The organism is Chryseobacterium sp. Mn2064 (genome assembly GCF_049319685.1).
Lineage (GTDB): Bacteria > Bacteroidota > Bacteroidia > Flavobacteriales > Weeksellaceae > Chryseobacterium.
This window is the reverse complement of the sequence record NZ_JBMOUE010000002.1, coordinates 393341-413153: the sequence shown is the minus strand read 5'-3', so window position 1 is coordinate 413153 and position 19813 is coordinate 393341. Positions and strand designations below refer to the sequence as shown.

The following is a 19813-nucleotide window of genomic DNA, read 5'->3' as shown; positions in this document are numbered from 1 at the left end:
TTGAAAACAAAAGTCAATACATTTGATGCTTATTTTTTACAGATGGTTTATTGGATTCTTACAAGTATCATTGTTCTTACTGTTTCGTTTTTTATTATCATCAATATGAAAGTATTTGGTGCGGTTCCAAAAGGGAAAAGGTTGAAACGTATCAAACAGTCAAAACTATATAAAAAAAGACAATTTCAAAATCTGAGCTATACTCCTTCCATTACCGAAGGGTATACAATGACTAAAGTTACCTATGATTTCTTTTTGGGTAAAAAAGATCCGTTGCTGAAACCGTTGAAACCCATTCCATCTGTTTATACCCATTTGAAAAATATTGATAAAAATAAAGATGTATTTATATGGTTGGGACATTCTTCCTATTATCTTCAAACCGATGGAATTTCATTTCTGATTGATCCGGTTCTCAGTATGTATGGTTCACCTTTTAAGTATTTTAATAAAGCATTTAAAGGATCCGATATCTATAAACCTGAAGATATTCCCGATTTAGATTATCTGGTGATTACCCATGATCATTTTGACCATCTGGATTATCCTACCGTAAAAGCAATAAAAGACCGTATAGATAAGGTGATTCTGCCATTGGGAGTAGGTGCGCATTTTGAACGATGGGGATATCAGGAAACACAGCTTATTGAAGAAGAATGGGGAACAGAAGTTGAATTGAAGAATAATATAAAACTGGCTTTTACTCCTGCAAGACATTTTTCAGGCAGAAGGATAAAGCAGAATGATACCCTTTGGTCTTCTTATGTTCTGATAACGCCTACAAAAAAGATCTTTTTGGGTGGAGACAGCGGTTACGATTCTCACTTTAAAATAATTGGTGAAAAATATGGGCCTTTCGATTATGCTATTCTTGAAAACGGACAATATGGAGAAGCCTGGAGATATATCCATACTCTTCCTGAAGATGTGATTCAGGCAGCCATAGATATTCAAGCCAACCACATTATCCCCGTTCATGCGGCAAAGTTTGCATTGGCCCTTCATCCATGGAATGAGCCTTTGCAGAAGATTACCTGTTTTGGAAAAGAAAAAGGTTTAGATATCCTTACTCCAAAGATTGGAGAAGTAGTAGATCTTAACCTGTCGGATCAGCAGTTTGCCGTCTGGTGGGAAGACTGATCAGGCATGCCAGATGTCTTTATATCTTCTGGGATGATTTTCAAACTGTTGTCTTACAAAATCGCATTCCGGGTCTACAAGAAGATCTTTTTCTTCTGCATAACGAACCAATTCATCAAGCAGTAACTTGGCGTATCCTTTTCCTTCACGCTCTTCTTCAAGCTTGGTGTAGTATACAATCAGCAGTCTTCCATCAACCTCTATGGACATATATCCTGCTTTCTTTCCGTCTATAAGTAGCTGCAATTCATCTTGATATGGAGATACTTTAAATATTATATTTTCCATAATTTCTGAAATTTGGTTGATTAAAAAAATAAATTTGAGAACTCCCGAAAAACATTCTCTTCTTTAAAATTACAAAATAAATTCATATGAAATAACAGTTTTTAGAAATCTTAACGAATTTTATAATGATAATAAATGAGAATTAGGAATTATGGATTTTCTATTGAATGACAAACGATTTTAGTCAGCTTTTAATAAATAAGTCCTTTTAATTCCTTCTGAAAAATTGAAATCTGTGTTTATTTTCAGAGGATTCTGTATAGGAATTATTCTAAAAATAATCAGTTATTTATGATTTTATATAGCAAGTTTTACACTTCTTACTTCAGAATTGGCACTTTAATTGACTCTATCATCATATTTAATTTAAAAAGAGGAATGAAATGAAAAAGTTGTTACTAACCGTATTGTTGATTGGGACATTCAGCATGAGCTATGCCCAGTCGGATTATTACAATGATTACAGAAGGAGTATTTCGGATGTTAACTGGCAGACTGTGGTTGCGGATTTGCTGCTTTCTACCACACAGGCCAATCAGATATATGCATTAAACGACAGATACCGCGATTATAACTCATGGAACAGAGTGTATGTAGTAGATCCGGGAAGATGGAGAGGAGACCGTTATAATGAGCTGGAAAAAATTCTGGGAAGAGAAAAATATATCATATTTAAGAAAAGATATTACAGAGGTCAAAATCCTGTCATTGTATACGGCAGAAATAAGAATGATTATAAAAAGTACCGTAAGGATCAGCACAAATACTATAAACAAAAAGCAAAATATTACAAAAAACAGAATAAGCATCATCATGGCCATGATGATTGGCACTAAACCATTTATCAGCCATACATTCAATATTAAATGATCAACACTGCGTTGGTCATTTTTCATGTCTTCACTTTTTATTTTATAATGAAAAATTTTGTCTATTAATTTGTTTGAATTTTATAATTTTGATCTATGGATTATAATGAATCATTACAGCGTTTTTATGAACGAAATGCTTCCACTTTAGGAAATCCTTCTCTGGGGGTAAATAAAATTGGGCACTTCAATGTATTTTCTAGAGAATATTGCTCACCAATGACTCCTTATAGCAGAAGAGATTATTATAAAATTTCCCTGATTATAGGAAAAGGAAAACTTCATTATGCCGATAAGTGGATCAAAGTAGACCGGCCTGCATTGCTGTTTTCAAATCCTATCGTTCCTTATTCGTGGGAAGCGGATGATGAAGGCCAAAAAGGATGGTTTTGTCTTTTTACAGAACAGTTTTTGCAGAATGGAAGTCGTTTGGGCAACCTTCAGGATTCACCGCTTTTTAAGATTGGCGGAACTCCCGTTTTCTTTGTAGATGAAGACCAACAGAAGACGCTTGCCGATATTTATACTAAAATGATGACTGAAATTAAGTCAGATTATATCCATAAGTATGATATGCTCAGAGCGTACCTTCACCTGATGATTCATGAAACCATGAGAATGCAGCCTGCAGAAAGTTTTGAGCCTTATCAGAATGCTTCACAAAAAGTAGCCTCATTATTTATGGAATTACTGGAAAGACAGTTTCCTATTGATAGCCCTGAAGCCTTTCTGAAAATGAAAACCCCTAATGATTATGCGAAAAGCCTTTCTATTCATGTGAACTCTCTGAACCGTTCCGTGAAAGAGATGACAGGAAAAACAACCAGCCAGCAAATTACAGGACGAATTATTCAGGAAGCCAATGCTTTGTTACAACATACCGATTGGAATATTGCAGAAATTGCCTATGGATTAGGATTTGAAGAACCTTCTTATTTTACCAATTATTTTAAGAAGCAGACTGGGTTGACTCCAAATGCCATCAGAGCGAATGCTGTTTGAATTTTATAATTCTTAGTTTGAATTCTATATCGATGGTTCTTTATTCATGATCTAATTTTGTCCTATTAAAATATAAATCAAAACCATCATGAAATTTAAAAAATTAGGAAACACAGACGAACAGTTATCAGCAATTGGTTTAGGATGTATGGGAATGAGCTTTGCTTATGGCCCTACAGATGAGCAGGAAAGTATCAATACTTTACACAGAGCTTTAGACCTGGGAATTAACTTTTGGGATACAGCCGATATGTATGCTAATGGTGAAAATGAAAAACTGATCTCCAAAGTGTTGGTTCCGAACAGAGACAAAATTTTTATTGCCACTAAATTCGGATTCAGATTTAAAGACGGCAAGGCCAGTCACAGCGGAGCTCCGGGTACGTATTTTGACGGCTCACCAGAATGGATCAGAAAAGCCGTTGATTTAAGTCTTCAAAGACTGAAAATTGATACCATCGACCTGTATTACGCACACAGAGTAGATCCAAATATTCCGGTAGAAGAGACAGTAGGAGCCATGGCGGAATTGGTAAAAGCAGGAAAAGTAAAATATCTTGGACTTTCTGAAGCTTCAGCCGAATCTATCAAAAAAGCTAATAAAATTCATCCTATTACAGCTTTACAGTCAGAATACTCTATTCTAACAAAAGATGTTGAAAAAGAAATTTTGCCAACCATTAGAGAACTGGGAATTTCATTAGTTCCTTATTCTCCGCTTGCAAGAGGTCTTTTTGCGAACATCACTGAAGTGCAGAATCTTGGAGATGATGATTTCAGAAAATCATTACCTCGTTATCAGCAGGAATACCTTGAAAATAATACCAAACTGGCGAACGAGATCAATGAATTTGCTGCTTCAAAAGGTGTAAAGGGAACTCAATTGGCTTTGGCTTGGGTTCTAAACCAAGGGGATGATATCATTCCTATTCCGGGAACTAAACGAATCAAATATTTGGAGGAAAATGTGGCGGCAGTGAATATCGATCTGTCTCAATCAGATCTGGATACCATTGATTCTATTCTGAAAAAATACCCGAATGTAGGAGAAAGATATAGTGAAGGATCTATGAAATTGGTCAATAACTAAGACAATAACAACATTATACTGAGTTCCTTGTACAAATGAGGAACTCAGTTTTTTTTGTAAAAAATAATAAAAACATTAAATTATGAACAGAAGAGAATTATTAAAAAACGGTTTATTGGCCGGCAGTTTAAGCATACTCCCTTTTTCCAATGTATGGGCGGGTTCCAGGTCTGTTTCGGGAAAAGTAAGTGAAGATTTATCCGGGTTTAAAAAAATGAAACTTGGCGAATTGGATCTGTTTGTCTTAACGGACGGTTATATTCATGAAGAAAACCTCAATTCATTTGCTCCCAAAGGAAACATTTCAGAATTAAAAAAAATCCTTAAAGATAATTTCAGACCCGATCATTATATTGATATGGCAATGAATATTCTTTTGATTAAAACAAAGAATAAACTCATTTTATTAGATACAGGAATGGGTATTTTTGCTGACGAAAGAACCGGATTTCTATTAAAAAGTCTTCAAAAAGCAGGATTTTCCCCAAAAGATATTACCGATGTCTTTATCTCTCATGCACACCCTGATCATATTGGAGGAGTTGTGGATAAGCAGAATCAATTTGTTTTTCCTAATGCCAGTATTTTTATTTCCAAAACGGAACATGATTTCTGGATGAAAGCTTCAATTAAAGATTTTTCTAACAGTATTCTGAAGACAAAACCGGAATTTCTTAATCAGATTATCCCTGCGATTCAGAATATTCTGAAAACAATTCAGCCCAAACTGAAATTTTATGATCTTAACCAACCGCTGTATGAATATTTTAGTTTCCAGTTAGCTCCCGGGCATACCCCTGGATTAACGGTAACAACCATTTCTTCCGGAAATGAGAAACTGATGTATATCGCAGATCTTATTCATTCCGATGTCATTCTTTTCCCACATCCTGATTGGGGCTATTTCGGTGATACTGATCTGGATATTGCAACGGCTTCAAGAAAAAAACTTTTGCAGCAGTTGTCAGATACTAAAACCAGAGCATTTGCCTATCATTTACCATGGCCGGGCCTTGGCTTTACCAAAACAAAATCCGAAGCATTTGAGTGGGTGCCGGAGACTTTTATGAATTAGAAAAAATAAGAAAGAATAACTTTTCAATAATAAATAACAGACCCTCCCGGGTAACGGGAGGATCTGTCTCAAACATAAGAAAAATTTAGAGTTATATTAATAAGCTTCTCCAAAGATCAATTCAGGAGAATAAAGCTTTCTGAACATTATATAAGTTACCGAAAGTACAGAGAAGGCAATTACAGCATCTAATGTGGTTGAAATTCCCAATACTGCAACTTTCGAAAAGAAGGCAAAAGTAACATCGAAGAACATTCCTGCAAATACCCATTCTTTAAGTCTTAGCAATCTGTTGGGAAGAAGAAGGACCAGAACTCCCAGTACTTTAAAAACACCCAATATATAGATAAAATGAGAAGGGTAACCGAGTTGTAACGTAATATCCCAAACTACCGGAGATTTTATCAGTTCAAAGATTCCGCTTGCACCGAACCATAATGACATAAAAATTGCTCCAGCCCAGTACATGATTTTTGTTGTTTTAGTATTCATAATTGTAGTATTTAAGAAGTTGTTGTTGTTTTGATCGTTAATTGAATGTTGTTTTTTTAGCTCCGGAGATCGTTCCTGTTTTAGTATTTTGGATAAAAGCAATCACTTCCCAGTCTTTTGGAGAAAAGTGATCCGGAAGGTTGAACGTAGTAACTCCCTTTTGCTGCTTAGCCAAAGAAATTTCATTTTGCTTATGAACAATCTGCCAATGCTGTAGATGACGGCCTTCATTTTCTCCTTTTTTTACCTCTGTAGAAGATTGTTTTTCAATAAGATTGACAAGAAGTACATTCTTTGTATCGGTAGTGCTGGCTGCATATTGCACATTGATTTTATTTTGAGAAACCTCTGCAGAAAGCTCAATATCTGTGTTTTTTGAGGTAAGAAATGCTTTTTCTATAGCATTTTCCACAGCATCTTTATCAGAACCTACAAATTCAGTCTTACCGTTTACAACCAACTGAGGAGTGTAGACCTGTGAATGAAGAGCATAACTGTATCTCTGTTGTCGCTGAGAATTTTCAGGAGTACTGAACCGATCCTTCCATCCAAGACGATTCCAGTAGTCAACATGATAAGAGAGAATGTATACCGGTTTGTCCTGATATTCTTTCCCGATTTCTCCCATCAGTTCATCTGCTGGCGGGCAACTTGAGCAACCCTCTGAAGTAAAAAGTTCCAGAATGACAAAACTGTTATTTCCTGAAGTTTGAACAGGCTCGGTTTTCTGTATTTTATCTTTTTGTACAAATGCAAAAGTGGCGAATAATAAAAAGGTGAAAACACCTACTGCGATTAAGTTTTTGACTATCATATCTTTGATTTTTATTCAAAAGTAGGCAGTCTGTACTTTCGGGAGAATATGAAACCGGGTTAAGCGGGCAAATTGAAAGGTGAACCCGGAAATTGCAGAGGGAAATATTTTTGAAAATAGTAAGACTAAGGTGAAAACCTATAAGTATTTAGAGTCTCAATGTGACAAAAAAGAAACCCTGATCCTATAAATCAGGGTTGTAGTATATCTTAAAAATAGTAACGGCTTATATTATCGGTCTTCCAACCAGGTAAAGAAGCTGTGTGTTTTTTCTTTATTGATTAAAAGCTTCTCAGGAGTTTCAATCACCAGCTTTACAAGAATTTTACGCTGGAAATAATGTTCCATCTCTTTAATGGCTTTAAAATTAACAAGATATTGCCTGTTGACCCTGAAAAACTGTTTGTCAGAAACCTGCTCTGCGATCTGACCGAGAGGAGGAGTGAGCTGAAACTGTTCTTTCGAAAAAGTAACCAGATGGGTAATTTCATTATGAATATAAAAGTACGCAATATCTTCGACAGGAATCGTGGTATATTTTTGATTTTTAAAGACCAGAAAGTTGCTTTTTCCTTCTGGCTGACTGATTTTTTGGATGAGAGATTCCAGATCGGGAAGTTCATTCTTTTGAAAGAATTTTTTTAATTCATCCACTTTTTTTAAAGCTTCTTCAATATCCTGTCGGGAAAATGGCTTCAAAACATAATCCACTCCCTTACTTTTAAAAGCATCCAGCATATACTGATCAAAAGCAGTACAGAAAACCACCGGGCAGGTAATTTCAACCGTTTTAAAAATCTCGAATGAAAGTCCGTCAGAAAGCTGGATATCCATAAAGATAAGATCTGGTTTTACGTCTTGAGATAAGGCTTCAATACTGCTTTCAATACTGTCGTAAGTTCCTAGAATCCTGGAATCGGGTTTGAGGTCTAAGATTAGATTCTTAAGAGCTTTTGCCGCTCTGAATTCGTCTTCAATGATGATGATATTCATGGATTAATGGTAGTTTTATCTGAAAAATTTCTTCGTCTGAATAAATGGTAATATTCTGTTCCAAAAGATGTTTGTAACGCATCTTGATATTGTCGAGCCCTACGCCAAGCGAGTCTTCTGTAGCCGCTTTACGCTGAACAGGGTTTTCAATGACAATTTGATCAGAAGTATTGTAAATTTTAATATGTAAAGGTTTGCTCTGCGAAACAATATTGTGCTTGATGCAATTTTCAACCAAAAGCTGAAGCGTAAAAGGAGGAATAAGGGTTTGGGTTATTTTTTCTTCAAGATCGTTCGTAAATGTAATTCCTTCGCCAAATCTTGCTTTTTGAAGAAAAAGATAGGCCCCGACTATTTTCATTTCTTCCTGTACACTGATCAGGTCTAGCTTTCGGCTTTCAAGAGTAAATCTGTAAAAATCAGACAGTTTTATGATGAAGTCAACCGTTTCTTCATCATTTGTTTCAGCCATGAGCTTTAATGTATTCAGGCTGTTGAAAAGAAAATGCGGATTGATCTGGTTTTTCAGCAGTTCGTACTGAGCCCCGATATTATCACTTTTTACTTTTTCAAGTTCCAGCTGTATTTGCTGACCGGTATAATTATTCTGCAACAATGTTAAGAACATATAGCACACCAGATTGATCAAAATTCCCCTTACTTCAACCATCAGCATTACCGGACCGAAGTTGATATGAGAAAGAATCAGCTGTTGTAACCAGGCCAGGCCAAACATAATAACCATTCCGAAAGCCAGAATAATAAGCAACCTCGAATAGGAGATATGTTGTGTGCGTTTCCCGGCATAGCGGTTCAGCATATAGATATTGGCGTACCACATAATAACGGAAAATGCAGCGGTTATTGCAGAATTGACAACGGCTTCTTTCCAGTTAAAGGCATGAGAGGCAAGCTGAGGTACAGAAGATAGAATTCCGAGGAAAACAGAACTTATCCATATAATGGCTTGCGAAATTTGTATTTTTTGCTGCTCCATAGAACTGCGGGTTTTCAAATGTTAAATGTATGCTTTTTATTGAATATTTTACTAAATAAGTTGATGAATGCTGAATTTAAAGGATTTTCAAAAGTAAATATCTCCAAATTCATATGTACAAAAAGCAACCGTTGGGTTGCCTTATCATCAGGGCCTGCTCACAGGGTGATAACTCATGAAGTACTGTATTCTTTCTTCTTTGTCAGGAACTGTATTTTTTACATCATCCTCAATATTATAAGTAGTATTCCCTTTGCTATCAGTTTGAACGGTTTCAATACTTACCAATTCGCCCGTAATTTTCCCTCCAAAATATTGTGGATTGTCGTGATATCGCCAGGTAACCAGCTTCATAAGTGTTCCTTCTTCTGGTTTTCCGGTTTCTTTTGATAAAGATTCTACTGCTTTTTCATTACCATATAAAGCCGACATCGTTTCTTTTTTAGGATTTAGGGACGTGGAAATAAACTTCAGATTTCCAGGATCAAAAACAGCTCTTACCAATTCCTGATCTTGATGATTTTTCTCTTGATTGCAGGAAGTCAATGAAGTAAGACCTGCAAATAATATCATTATTATATTTTTCATTTTTGTTGTAGATTTTTAATAAGCCTTTGTGTATTTACTTTCATAGGTACATCAAAAAGATAACCTGTATTTTCTGCAAGCTGTCTGTGGCAGGCGATGCATGATTCTTTTGCAAACGAAGCTGTTTTTCCGGTAGGATGCAGTTCATTTCCTGAAAATTTGGCAAATCCCCATCCTTCTGTATCTGTATATTTCTTTGAATCTTTTACCATAAACTGAGCATTTACAAATTCTCCGGCTCTGATCTCTCCACTGGGAAGTTCCTGTTGTTTCCACACCGACTTTACGACAACACTTCCATCAGGCCATGGGTGAAAGTTTTCAGTTTCAACGGCTTTTACAGCAATATCATTTCCATAAATAACCCGGATTGAATGATCGAAAAGAGTGCTCATACTGATGACTTTCCAGTTTTTAAATTCGTCTGTATATTGCACACCATTGGGGGAAACAGGTGTTTGAGGCAGGGAAGCCTCAATAACAGGATTAATATTTTTTGGCTTTGGTGAAGGTTTTATACTTGCTAAAGAAAGTGTATATTTTTTTATAACTTCAATATCTTTAGGCGTGATTTTAGCGGATGGATGGAGAAGAGTGTACTCATGAAGAGGCATTTTTCCACTCTGCATCATATTAAGAATCGCATACATTTTTCCCTGATGTTCTCCGGGTGAATATTTTTCCCATTCTGAAAAATTGAGAACTTCTCTGGCTCTTTTAATATCTTTATTCACAGCCCAGGAAACAGGCGCAATTTTATCATACCAACTGAGATTCTGCTGATTGGAATGACAGCTAAAACATGAGTTTTCGAGAATGGCAATCACTTCTTTAGGGGCATCAATTTTTTTGGTAACAGGTTTCCCTTCCAAAGGCTGGTTGAATAGTTGTAGTCCTCCAAAAATTCCAAGGATTGCTAAAAAGCCAATAGCAATAGGATTTCTTTTTTTCTTTACAGGATCCATAATGTATTTGTTTTGTTTTTCTGGATCAAAAGTAGAAGGATACAAGCTGTCTGGAAATGTAAAACAGGCTGATCCGGACAAATTGAAAGGCGAACTGGGAATTTCCCGGAGGGAAAATGCAAAAAAATCCCGGTAGCTTTTACCGGGACTGATTATAACATCTCTGCTATAATTTATAATGTCATACCACCATCTATGATAATTTCGGTACCTGTCATGAAGCTTGAAACACTTTCATCCGAAAAATGAACCACCAGTTTGGCAACGTCTTCAGCGGTTCCTATCTTTTTTAAAGGAATTGAATCAATCATCCATTCATTAATTCCTTCCAGGGCTTTTTCGTCTAAACCTGCTTTATTCATGATTTCGGTTTTTGTAGGGCCTGGGCTTACGATATTAACACGGATTTTTCTTGGGGCCAATTCAGCCGCTGCAGTTTTGGCAATTGAATTCAAAGCGGCTTTACTTGCCTGATAAACCGAACTGTTGGGATGATATGTTGATGCAACAATAGAGGATAAAAAGATAACAGAGGCACCATCATTCAATAAAGGGATGAATTTATTTAACGTAAAATAAGCTCCTCTGAAATTGATATTCATTACCTGATCGAAATTTTCAAGATCCATATTTTCAATTGAGGTCTGGCTTCCTGTAATACCTGCATTGATGAAGAGAATGTCCACCTTACCAAACCGGTTTTCTACTTCTTTCTTGAAGCAATCAAGATCTTCAAGGCTAGCCTGGTCCGCTATGAAGGGAATAGCACCAAGTTCGAGTGCTGCTTTCTCTACGGCTTCTTTTCGTCTTCCGGTAATGATCACGGTTGCTCCTTCTGAAATAAGTTCTTTTGCAGCCGCGTATCCAATTCCGCTGTTTCCTCCTGTAACAATCGCTAATTTATTGCTTAATTTTTTCATTGTAAATTTTTTTGACAAAGTTATTTTAAAATGGTATACTTTTGTAATCAGTATAACAGAGTATACCAGTGTAATAGATGATATCACTTACCTTTGTCATTATGAAAAAGGATTAAAATGAAGAACTTAGAGTATTGTGAGACATCCCGTATTGAAAAATTATACTCAATTGGTTCATCTGCCACAATCTCCAAGGTTTGAAAATAATAAAGGGATAATTACTATAATTTGAACTAACAGAATTATTGAATCGTCTAATCATCAAAATAAACTTTATATTAGCAGCCATTTTGAAACAAAACATAACCATTAAATACAGAAAAATGAGAAACAATATTTATATTTTGTTACTATTCTTTTTATTCACAAGCGTTAATGCTCAGGAATATTCAAAATTAATCAATGAAGCTAATCAATTATATCAAACAAAAGATTATAAAACGTCTACAGATTTATATAGTAAAGCTTTTAAAATTGAAAGCAAAAATCCAAGTCACTTATATAATGGTGCGTGTTCATCTTCTTTAGCAGGAAATACGAAAAAAGCATTTAAATGGTTGAATTTATCGATAGAAAACGGTTGGACAAATCTAAAGCACTTAAAGTCTGATACAGATTTAGACAATTTACATTCAAAAAAAGAATGGGGGAGAACGGTTGAAAAGTTAGAAAAAAAATTAGAGTTAATAGAAGCCAATTATGACAAACCTTTGCAGACTGAATTATTGACAATTTATGAGGAAGACCAAAAGTATAGGATGCAAATGAATGAAACTCAAAAAAAATTCGATCAAGATTCTAAAGAAATGAATGATCTTTGGAAAATGGCAATCCAGAAAGACTCCATTAACTTATTAAAAGTCAAAAAAATATTAGATGAAAAAGGTTGGGTAGGTAAAGATAAAGTAGGTGCACAGGCCAATAGTGCTTTATTTCTTGTCATTCAACATTCAGATTTGGAAACGCAGAAAAAATATTTACCTATGATGAAAGATGCTGTGGTAAAAGGAAATGCAAGTTCAGGTTCTTTAGCTTTGCTAATTGATAGAATAGAAATTCGAGAAGGTAGAAAACAAATATACGGAAGTCAGATAGGAAGTAATCCAAATAATAAAGCGCTCTATGTTTTACCTTTAATTGATCCTGATAATGTAGATAAAAGAAGAGCAGAAGTTGGCCTAGGTCCAATCTCTGAGTATATTAAAAATTGGAATTTAGTTTGGGACGTTGAAAAGTATAAAAGTGAATTACCCGAATTAGAAAAATTAAATAAATAGAAAAAACGTCTGTTAGCAGCAATTCACATCATTTTATCACTATGGAAAGAGATCAAACCGAGGAGTTTAGAGCATTGCAGGACACCCTTTATTTTATTGGTGGAAAGTGGAGAATTCCCGTTATCAATTCGCTTTGTAATGGTAATAAACGGTTCAGGGAAATTGAACGAAGTATTCCGGGAATTACCACCAGAATGCTCTCAAAAGAACTGAAAGATATGGAAATGAACAAGCTGGTAAAACGTACCGTTTATCCGGAAACTCCTGTTTTGATTGAATATGAAGCAACAGAGTATTGCCGGACATTTGGAAATATTATTCAGGAAATGATTATCTGGGGTAGGGAGCATAGGAGAGTAATCGTAGAGGATAGATAAGAGAGAGGTTATACAGGGATTAGGAATTAGAAATTCATTGGCCTTGATAAGTAAATAGTTACTCAGCATTCTCCTACTTTGAAAGGGTGACAAAAATTCAAATAATTTTTGACGGGTTGATTACTAAACAAAAAAGCTCCTTTTTCAAGGAGCTTTTTTTATATTCAATCAGTTAGAAATTAAATTCCGTCAATGATTTCATTTAAAACAGTACTTGGTCTCATTGCGGCATACGTTTTATAAGTATCCGTTTTGTAGTATCCTTCAACATTTTGAGGTTTACCTTGAGCGCCAATTAATTCAGCATTAATTACTTCTTCATTTTCCTGCATTGCCTGTGCAATCGGAGCAAAGCTTGCTGCCAATTCAGCATCAGCCGTTTGGTTTGCTAAAGCTTCAGCCCAGTACATTGCTAAATAGAAATGAGAACCTCTGTTGTCGATTTGACCTACTTTTCTTGCAGGAGATTTATCTGTAGCTAAGAATTTAGCATTTGCTTCATCCAATGCATCTGCTAAAACCTGAGATTTTGTATTTCCTTGAGTTTGTGCTAAATGCTCTAAAGAAGCCTGAAGTGCTAAGAATTCACCTAGAGAATCCCATCTTAAATATCCTTCTTCAAGGAACTGCTCAACGTGCTTAGGCGCAGAACCTCCGGCACCTGTTTCAAATAAACCACCACCATTCATTAATGGAACAATAGAAAGCATTTTTGCAGAAGTACCCAGTTCAAGAATTGGGAAAAGGTCTGTTAAATAATCTCTCAATACGTTTCCGGAAACAGAGATCGTGTCTTTACCTTCTCTCGCTCTTTTAAGGGTTTCAGTCATTGCATCTTTTACATCAAGAATTCTGATGTCAAGACCTGCAGTATCGTGATCAACAAGATATTTTTCTACTTTTTTGATGATTTCTCTGTCGTGAGCTCTTCCTTGGTCTAACCAGAAGATTGCAGGAGTATCAGATAATCTTGATCTGTTTACAGCCAGTTTTACCCAGTCCTGGATAGGAGCGTCTTTAGTTTGACACATTCTGAAGATGTCATCTTTTTCTACTTTCTGAGAAAGAAGGATGTTTCCAGCTTCGTCCTGAACTTCTACCGTTCCGTCAGCAGCTAATTGGAAAGTTTTGTCGTGAGAACCATATTCTTCAGCTTTTTGAGCCATTAAACCTACGTTTGGAACAGATCCCATTGTAGTAGGGTCTAGTTTTCCGTGTGCTTTCATATCATCAATTACAGACTGATAGAAACCAGCGTAAGAACGGTCTGGAATGATACAAACGGTATCTTCTTCGTTTCCGTCTTTGTTCCACATTTTACCTCCTCCTCTTACAAGAGCAGCCATAGATGCGTCAACAATGATGTCAGAAGGTACGTGGAAGTTCGTAATTCCTTTGTCAGAATTTACCATAGCCACTCTAGGTCCTTCAGCAAGAGCTTTTTCAATATCAGCTTTGATGTCAGCTTCCTGAGCATTTCCTTTGATTTTTTCAAAAAGATCAGCAAGACCGTTATTTGGATTGATGTCTAAAGACTTGAAAGTCTCAGCATATTTAGTAAATACTTCTTTGAAGAAAGTCTCAACAATTGCTCCGAAAATAATTGGATCAGAGATTTTCATCATGGTTGCTTTAAGGTGAGCAGAAAGAAGTACATTTCTTTTCTTAGCTTCCTCGATTGCTTCCTGAACGAATGCTTTTAATGCATTTAAATTCATTACAGAAGAATCGATTACTTCACCAGCCTGAAGACCTGCGAAGTCTTTTAATACAGATTCAGAACCGTCGTTTCCTTTGAAAACGATTCTGTATTTTGTAGCATTTTCTAATGTTGTAGAAGTTTCTGTACCGTAGAAATCACCATTATTCATGTGTGCTACGTCAGTTTGGCTGTCAGAAGCCCAGTTACCCATTCTGTGAGGGTTGGCTTTTGCATAGTTTTTAACTGCTTTTGGAGCACGTCTGTCAGAATTTCCTTCTCTTAACACAGGGTTTACAGCACTTCCTAAAACTTTAGCATATTTAGCTTTGATGGCTTTTTCTTCATCATTTTTAGGTTCTGCAGGGTAGTTTGGAACGGCAAAACCTTTACCTTGTAATTCAGCGATAGCTGCGTCCAACTGAGGAACAGAAGCAGAAATGTTCGGTAACTTAATGATGTTTGCATCAGGCTGTGTTGCCAATTCTCCCAATTCAGCTAAAGCATCACCAATTTTCTGGTCGTCATTTAAGAATTCAGGGAAGTTAGCAAGGATTCTTCCTGCTAAAGAAATATCCGGAACAGCAATCTCAATGTTTGCAGATTTTGTAAAAGCTTTTACAATAGGTAAAAATGAGTGAGTAGCAAGCATTGGAGCTTCATCAGTAAGTGTGTAATAGATTTTTGATTTTTCTGACATTATACTGTTATTTTTTATTTGAAATTTTAAGTCCCACAAATTTACTAAATATGATTGTTTTATTGGGCGTTTTTATATAAAAAAAGAGTCTGATGACTCTTTAAATTTATATTTGTGTAATTGTATAGCTTCCGGTCCCGTCCATATTTATTTTAAAAGTAATTTTATAATTTTTAGGAGTGGAGTTGGCGTTGGGGAAACTAATTTCATTATTTCTTGCACAGAAAACATATGATTTGAAAAACCCAATATCAGAAAAAAGGCTTTTATTTTTACTTTAAGATTAATTTAACCTTAATAAGACTGGGAAAATTTTCTTTTTTGACTAAATTTGGAAAACTAAAAAAATAAATATTATGTCAACGACAATCACTTTAAAAGGAAACGAAGTACACACTATAGGAACATTACCGTCAGTAGGAAGCACTGTAAAAGATTTTACATTGGTAGATTCTGGATTAAATGTGAAAAACCTGGAGAGCTTTGAAGGAAAGAAAAAAGTATTCAACATTTTCCCAAGTATCGATACGCCTACTTGTGCGGCTTCCAGCAGAAAATTTAATGAAGAGGCTTCAAAACTTGATAATACTGTGGTAATCAATGTTTCTAAAGATCTTCCGTTCGCATTAGGAAGATTTTGTGCAGCTGAAGGATTGAATAATGTAGAAACACTTTCAGATTTCAGAAGCAGCTTCGGAGATGATTATGAAGTGACTATTACAGATTCACCATTAAAAGGACTTTTAAGCCGTGCAGTTATTGTTACAGACGAAAACAACAAAGTAGTTTACACAGAGCAGGTTTCAGAAATTGCTAATGAGCCTAACTATGACGCTGCACTTGCTGCATTGAACAATTAATAGATTGAGTTGTGCTGTAATAAGCGGATCTTAAAGGATAAAATAATAGAACCCCAAAGCTTTTGCTTTGGGGTTCCTGTTTGAAGACAATACTCATCATATAAACAACTCTAATTGAGATTATCTTCATAATTTTTTATAATATTAACAGTGGAGTAGTCGATTCAGGAATAGTTTCTTCACCGCAATATTGATGCTCCCATTCTTCAAAGAGAAACAAAATAGGAAGAAGAGATATTCCTTTCTCTGTAAGTGAATATTCTACTCTGGGAGGTAATTCTTTAAATTCTTTTCGAACCAATACATCATCATTTTCCAACTCTCTCAACTGATCTGTAAGTACTTTTCTGGAAATTAAATGGATGGCTTCGGCTATTTCTCCAAAGCGTAATGTTTTTTTACCGATGGTTACAATAATGATGGGTTTCCATTTATTTCCCAGTACACCGGTTGCTTTTCTTAAGGGATATTCTGGCAGTCTTTTATTGTATAGATTCATGATAAAGCGATTTATAATGAATGGTAAGTTCTTCAATGCTGAAACCCCGATTCAGACCACTGGGATTGGGAAGTACCCAAACTGTAGCATTCTGCATTTTCTCTGGCTGCTTTCCCCATACAATCTGTTTTTTTCCTGAAAATATAGCATACGCAGCTTTTCCTAGAAAGGCAATATATCTGGGTTGATATATCTCCATTTTTTCCTGAAATATTTTAAATGACTGTTCAAATTCTTCCTTTGAAACCTCATCTGCCCGTACAGTTGGCCTTGCTACAGCTGTAGTGAGTCCATATCTAAACTGAAGGAGGTCTTTATCATGAACGGCGGAAATTTGATAAGAAGTAAAACCAACCAAATGAAGTACCTTCCAGAACCGATTGCTTTTTCCTGAAAAATGATGACCATCCCAGGCTGATTTTAGGCCAGGATTGATTCCACAAAAAATAATACTAAGATTTTTATCAATAATATCTTCTAACATAGAAATTTGATTTGTAGGGTTAGGCTTTACTATTTAAGCTTTCTGAAAAGGCCTTTGGAACTTTTTGTATTACCAAAGTTATATACATCTTATGCAGCAAAGGGATAATTATGATAAGAAGAGCGACTAATGATAATCCCATTCCGAATGTCATAAAAATGGCTCTGCTTGTCAATAACTGGCTTTGTTGAGCAATAACCTGAGCTAGCTGTGAATTTGCGATTAAAGAACTCTGCTCTTGCCAAATTCCTTTTGAGATATAAAGAGTTGTATAGGAATTCAGACGGTCAATTGTATTTTGGTTTTCTGAAGTAACGTTGTTGAGAAAATCTTCTTTGAAATATTGGTTAAAATAAAGCTGCAGATTATAAAATCCTACAAATGAATTTAATGTTGCTGTAAAACGGGTGTAAGCGGCAACAATTAAACCCGTCGTTCCTGTATGCGGAGGAGCCGAGGAGAGTATAAAAATCATGATAGGAACAAATAACAATCCTGAAGCCAAACCTTGCACGAAAACCGGTAACAGCAAATCTCTGAACGATAAATCCGGTGTTAAAAAGTAAGACATCCAAAAGTTGAAACCCGCAAGAACAATAAAGCCCGGAGCCAAAAAAGCTGTTACAGAAATCTTCTTTACGATGATCAAACGGATGGCAATAATCAGGAAAAGCACCATTCCGCTTAAATTGCAAAGGGCCAGGATAATCATGTCCAAAGTACTCCATTTAAGAATTCCTGTTGTATAATTATAGATAAGATTAATACTGTCTTTAGTTCCATAATAAATAGCCAGAAGTGCAAGCCCAATCAGGAATTTTGGTGAGTGAAATACATCTAAGTTAACAACAGGTCTTTTTGCAGTATACTGTCTATAAATGAATAAGAAAAGTCCGATAGCTCCTGTAAAAGTACTCCAGCAAATACGGGGATCTTCAAACCAATAATATTTTGAACCATATAAAAGAGTGTAAGCAATAGAGATAATAGTGACTGCAAATACAGCCATACCTGCAAAATCGGTTTGGTACAAAGGATAGCTTTTCATTCCTGATTTTCTTTTAAGGACCAACAGAACTAATCCCAACATGATAATCTGAAAAAAGACCAAGCCATAGTAAATGAATTTCCAATCGAATGTTTCTACGATAATTCCTGAAGCGAGTCCAATCAAAACCGTATTGCTCAACATTGTTCCATAAAAAACAGCAGCGCCAATACCTCTTGATCGTTCAGGCGGCAACAACGAAAAAACGAGTGTCAACGAACAAACAATTACATTTCCTGCGAAAATTCCCTGGACAAAACGAAGCACTAAAAATAAGACAAGGTCTTGACAATAAAAGCAAGCTAAATTCAGTAAAATAGTTACAACAAGATTGAAGAGTAAGTAACTTCTGGTTTCAAAATATCTCAAAAAACGAAATTGTATGGGGAGGATCGTAATGATTCCGGCATATGTTGCCATCACACCAAACCATATGTCTTCAGGCTGCGCTCCCCAATAAGAAACCATATAGTTTTGGGTAAGTACAAACATTCCCAGCTGCATCAGTCCGGACAATAAAAGCAGGAATAAGGTTATTCTACTGATCCATTTCCAGTTTTCTGTCCAATCTTTAAAATAAACAGACTTCATGATTAAGATTTTTTTCTGATAGAAACAGTAACATTCATTCCCGCAACGATTCTATCTGTATTTTCTTCAGTAAATTCAATTTTTACGGGTATTCTTTGAATGATTTTAACAAAATTTCCTGTTGAGTTATCTGGTTGCAACAATGAAAAACGGGATCCAGTGGAACCTGCGATAGCGGTTATTTTTCCTTTAAAAATCCTATCCTTAATAGCATCTATTTTTATTTCTGCCGGTTGCCCGATATACATATCCTCAATCTGGGTTTCTTTGTAATTTGCGGTGATCCATTTTGAACCTTCATTAATAATGCTTACCAACGGCTGCCCCGGTTGTATCTGTTGACCTTCCTGAATGGTTTTTCTTCCCAATCTTCCGGAATATGGCGCCTTGATGACCGTATAAGATAAATTGACTCTAGCAAGTTTCAGAGCAGCCTCTTTTCTTTTAATATCTGCCTGTAGCAGCGCAAAATGGGTTTTTAATTCTGCCACTTTTGCTTCCGTGGTTTTAAAGCTGTTTTGTGCAGCACTATAATCACTTTCAGATACATCATACCGCGCTTTTACCTGTTCAAGTTCTGCGCCCGTGGCAGCTTCTTCATGAACCAGTTTCTCGTATCTTTTTATATCTTTTTCTTGTTGAATGTACTTGGCACGGGCTCCCTTGATCTGATCGCGATTAACCTGAGTGCCGGATTGTGCAGAACTGATGGCTGCAGAGAGTACTGCTATTTGAGCCTTAGCATTTTCATAATCGGCTTCGGCGGCTGCTAACTGTGCAGAATATTCGCGGTTGTCCAAAATAACGAGTGTATCATCTTTTTTCACCATTTGATGCTCATTGAACATCACTTTTTCAATATACCCGCCGGCTCTCGCTGAAACGGGATTGATGTAGGATTCTACCTGTGCATCATTGGTTTCTTCATAATTTTTATTGTATTTCAAATACTTGAAAAAATAAACGGCTCCTGCAATCATGATAAAAATTGCTACGATTTTGATAACAATATGGCCGGGATGAGTTGAGTGGTCTTTTTTCATTT

At 35.8% G+C, this 19813-nt stretch carries 21 protein-coding genes; 8 read left to right on the top strand and 13 right to left on the bottom strand.

Going from position 1 to position 19813, the window contains the following annotated elements:
• Complete coding sequence (locus ACL9RH_RS09005) at positions 1-1140, top strand: MBL fold metallo-hydrolase (protein ID WP_422693028.1); 1140 nt, start codon at positions 1-3, stop codon at positions 1138-1140.
• On the opposite strand, the gene ACL9RH_RS09000 is transcribed toward ACL9RH_RS09005, so the two are convergent.
• Positions 1141-1428: a GNAT family N-acetyltransferase gene (locus ACL9RH_RS09000; RefSeq protein ID WP_422693027.1), complete on the bottom strand. Its 288-nt coding sequence runs from the start codon at positions 1426-1428 to the stop codon at positions 1141-1143.
• A gap of 383 nt (positions 1429-1811) precedes the next feature.
• Here ACL9RH_RS09000 and ACL9RH_RS08995 point away from each other — a divergent pair, with 383 nt between their 5' ends.
• The 4 genes from ACL9RH_RS08995 to ACL9RH_RS08980 all read left to right on the top strand — a co-directional run bounded on the left by ACL9RH_RS08995 (position 1812) and on the right by ACL9RH_RS08980 (position 5464).
• On the top strand, positions 1812-2264 hold the full coding sequence (locus ACL9RH_RS08995) for a hypothetical protein (RefSeq protein ID WP_422693026.1): 453 nt from the start codon (positions 1812-1814) through the stop codon (positions 2262-2264).
• Between the two features lie 129 nt (positions 2265-2393).
• Positions 2394-3299, top strand: coding sequence for a helix-turn-helix domain-containing protein (locus ACL9RH_RS08990; protein ID WP_422693025.1), 906 nt, complete (start codon positions 2394-2396; stop codon positions 3297-3299).
• 88 nt (positions 3300-3387) lie between these two features.
• A complete protein-coding gene (locus tag ACL9RH_RS08985; protein ID WP_422693024.1) occupies positions 3388-4389 on the top strand; it encodes an aldo/keto reductase in 1002 nt (333 codons plus the stop codon).
• 82 nt (positions 4390-4471) lie between these two features.
• Positions 4472-5464, top strand: coding sequence for an MBL fold metallo-hydrolase (locus ACL9RH_RS08980; RefSeq protein ID WP_422693023.1), 993 nt, complete (start codon positions 4472-4474; stop codon positions 5462-5464).
• Positions 5465-5560: 96 nt separating this feature from the next.
• On the opposite strand, the gene ACL9RH_RS08975 is transcribed toward ACL9RH_RS08980, so the two are convergent.
• From ACL9RH_RS08975 to ACL9RH_RS08945, 7 genes are all read right to left on the bottom strand, one after another.
• Positions 5561-5956, bottom strand: a complete 396-nt coding sequence (locus ACL9RH_RS08975) for a DoxX family protein (protein WP_422693022.1) — start codon at positions 5954-5956, stop codon at positions 5561-5563.
• A gap of 37 nt (positions 5957-5993) precedes the next feature.
• Entirely contained in the window at positions 5994-6770 is a 777-nt protein-coding gene (locus tag ACL9RH_RS08970; protein ID WP_422693021.1) for a DUF1223 domain-containing protein, read from the bottom strand.
• A 231-nt stretch (positions 6771-7001) separates the two neighbouring features.
• A complete protein-coding gene (locus ACL9RH_RS08965) occupies positions 7002-7763 on the bottom strand; it encodes a LytR/AlgR family response regulator transcription factor (protein WP_422693020.1) in 762 nt (253 codons plus the stop codon).
• On the bottom strand, positions 7744-8760 hold the full coding sequence (locus tag ACL9RH_RS08960) for a sensor histidine kinase (protein WP_422693019.1): 1017 nt from the start codon (positions 8758-8760) through the stop codon (positions 7744-7746). The genes ACL9RH_RS08965 and ACL9RH_RS08960 overlap by 20 nt, the downstream gene beginning before the upstream one ends.
• A 147-nt stretch (positions 8761-8907) precedes the next feature.
• Positions 8908-9348 carry a hypothetical protein gene (locus tag ACL9RH_RS08955; protein WP_422693018.1) on the bottom strand — a complete coding sequence of 147 codons (441 nt, stop codon included), beginning with the start codon at positions 9346-9348 and terminating at the stop codon, positions 8908-8910.
• Complete coding sequence (locus ACL9RH_RS08950; RefSeq protein ID WP_422693017.1) at positions 9345-10313, bottom strand: heme-binding domain-containing protein; 969 nt, start codon at positions 10311-10313, stop codon at positions 9345-9347. The genes ACL9RH_RS08955 and ACL9RH_RS08950 overlap by 4 nt, the downstream gene beginning before the upstream one ends.
• A 173-nt stretch (positions 10314-10486) precedes the next feature.
• Positions 10487-11233 (bottom strand): SDR family oxidoreductase, encoded by a 747-nt coding sequence (locus tag ACL9RH_RS08945; RefSeq protein WP_422693016.1) that lies wholly within the window; start codon positions 11231-11233, stop codon positions 10487-10489.
• Between the two features lie 323 nt (positions 11234-11556).
• On the opposite strand from ACL9RH_RS08945, the gene ACL9RH_RS08940 reads away from it, so the two are divergent.
• Both ACL9RH_RS08940 and ACL9RH_RS08935 read left to right on the top strand, forming a co-directional pair.
• Positions 11557-12510, top strand: coding sequence for a DUF6624 domain-containing protein (locus tag ACL9RH_RS08940; RefSeq protein ID WP_422693015.1), 954 nt, complete (start codon positions 11557-11559; stop codon positions 12508-12510).
• A 41-nt stretch (positions 12511-12551) separates the two neighbouring features.
• Complete coding sequence (locus ACL9RH_RS08935) at positions 12552-12887, top strand: winged helix-turn-helix transcriptional regulator (protein WP_422693014.1); 336 nt, start codon at positions 12552-12554, stop codon at positions 12885-12887.
• Between the two features lie 179 nt (positions 12888-13066).
• On the opposite strand, the gene ACL9RH_RS08930 is transcribed toward ACL9RH_RS08935, so the two are convergent.
• Positions 13067-15286, bottom strand: a complete 2220-nt coding sequence (locus ACL9RH_RS08930) for an NADP-dependent isocitrate dehydrogenase (RefSeq protein WP_422693013.1) — start codon at positions 15284-15286, stop codon at positions 13067-13069.
• A 356-nt stretch (positions 15287-15642) separates the two neighbouring features.
• Between ACL9RH_RS08930 and tpx the strand changes: the two genes are divergently transcribed.
• Positions 15643-16146 carry a thiol peroxidase gene (tpx, locus tag ACL9RH_RS08925; protein WP_422693012.1) on the top strand — a complete coding sequence of 168 codons (504 nt, stop codon included), beginning with the start codon at positions 15643-15645 and terminating at the stop codon, positions 16144-16146.
• A 136-nt stretch (positions 16147-16282) separates the two neighbouring features.
• Here the strand turns inward: tpx and ACL9RH_RS08920 are convergent, their stop codons facing one another.
• The 4 genes from ACL9RH_RS08920 to ACL9RH_RS08905 are packed head-to-tail and all read right to left on the bottom strand — an operon-like array spanning position 16283 to position 19811.
• Positions 16283-16645, bottom strand: a complete 363-nt coding sequence (locus ACL9RH_RS08920; protein WP_422693011.1) for a winged helix-turn-helix transcriptional regulator — start codon at positions 16643-16645, stop codon at positions 16283-16285.
• Entirely contained in the window at positions 16629-17129 is a 501-nt protein-coding gene (mug, locus tag ACL9RH_RS08915) for a G/U mismatch-specific DNA glycosylase (RefSeq protein WP_422693010.1), read from the bottom strand. The genes ACL9RH_RS08920 and mug overlap by 17 nt, the downstream gene beginning before the upstream one ends.
• A 19-nt stretch (positions 17130-17148) precedes the next feature.
• On the bottom strand, positions 17149-18768 hold the full coding sequence (locus tag ACL9RH_RS08910; protein WP_422693009.1) for an MFS transporter: 1620 nt from the start codon (positions 18766-18768) through the stop codon (positions 17149-17151).
• 2 nt (positions 18769-18770) lie between these two features.
• Positions 18771-19811, bottom strand: a complete 1041-nt coding sequence (locus ACL9RH_RS08905) for an HlyD family secretion protein (protein ID WP_422693008.1) — start codon at positions 19809-19811, stop codon at positions 18771-18773.
• Between the last annotated feature and the right edge of the window lie 2 nt (positions 19812-19813).

Bases quoted from the DNA above. Each gene is read 5' to 3' on its own strand.
- ACL9RH_RS08985 (WP_422693024.1), top strand. From the start codon at position 3,388: ATGAAATTTAAAAAATTAGGAAACACAGACGAACAGTTATCAGCAATT.
- ACL9RH_RS08940 (WP_422693015.1), top strand. From the start codon at position 11,557: ATGAGAAACAATATTTATATTTTGTTACTATTCTTTTTATTCACAAGC.
- tpx (WP_422693012.1), top strand. From the start codon at position 15,643: ATGTCAACGACAATCACTTTAAAAGGAAACGAAGTACACACTATAGGA.
- ACL9RH_RS08990 (WP_422693025.1), top strand. From the start codon at position 2,394: ATGGATTATAATGAATCATTACAGCGTTTTTATGAACGAAATGCTTCC.
- ACL9RH_RS08935 (WP_422693014.1), top strand. From the start codon at position 12,552: ATGGAAAGAGATCAAACCGAGGAGTTTAGAGCATTGCAGGACACCCTT.
- ACL9RH_RS08920 (WP_422693011.1), bottom strand. From the start codon at position 16,645: ATGAATCTATACAATAAAAGACTGCCAGAATATCCCTTAAGAAAAGCA.
- ACL9RH_RS08955 (WP_422693018.1), bottom strand. From the start codon at position 9,348: ATGAAAAATATAATAATGATATTATTTGCAGGTCTTACTTCATTGACT.
- ACL9RH_RS08995 (WP_422693026.1), top strand. From the start codon at position 1,812: ATGAAAAAGTTGTTACTAACCGTATTGTTGATTGGGACATTCAGCATG.
- ACL9RH_RS08950 (WP_422693017.1), bottom strand. From the start codon at position 10,313: ATGGATCCTGTAAAGAAAAAAAGAAATCCTATTGCTATTGGCTTTTTA.
- ACL9RH_RS08960 (WP_422693019.1), bottom strand. From the start codon at position 8,760: ATGGAGCAGCAAAAAATACAAATTTCGCAAGCCATTATATGGATAAGT.
- ACL9RH_RS08910 (WP_422693009.1), bottom strand. From the start codon at position 18,768: ATGAAGTCTGTTTATTTTAAAGATTGGACAGAAAACTGGAAATGGATC.
- ACL9RH_RS08975 (WP_422693022.1), bottom strand. From the start codon at position 5,956: ATGAATACTAAAACAACAAAAATCATGTACTGGGCTGGAGCAATTTTT.
- ACL9RH_RS08970 (WP_422693021.1), bottom strand. From the start codon at position 6,770: ATGATAGTCAAAAACTTAATCGCAGTAGGTGTTTTCACCTTTTTATTA.
- ACL9RH_RS08905 (WP_422693008.1), bottom strand. From the start codon at position 19,811: ATGAAAAAAGACCACTCAACTCATCCCGGCCATATTGTTATCAAAATC.
- ACL9RH_RS08965 (WP_422693020.1), bottom strand. From the start codon at position 7,763: ATGAATATCATCATCATTGAAGACGAATTCAGAGCGGCAAAAGCTCTT.
- ACL9RH_RS09000 (WP_422693027.1), bottom strand. From the start codon at position 1,428: ATGGAAAATATAATATTTAAAGTATCTCCATATCAAGATGAATTGCAG.
- ACL9RH_RS08945 (WP_422693016.1), bottom strand. From the start codon at position 11,233: ATGAAAAAATTAAGCAATAAATTAGCGATTGTTACAGGAGGAAACAGC.
- ACL9RH_RS08980 (WP_422693023.1), top strand. From the start codon at position 4,472: ATGAACAGAAGAGAATTATTAAAAAACGGTTTATTGGCCGGCAGTTTA.
- ACL9RH_RS08930 (WP_422693013.1), bottom strand. From the start codon at position 15,286: ATGTCAGAAAAATCAAAAATCTATTACACACTTACTGATGAAGCTCCA.
- mug (WP_422693010.1), bottom strand. From the start codon at position 17,129: ATGTTAGAAGATATTATTGATAAAAATCTTAGTATTATTTTTTGTGGA.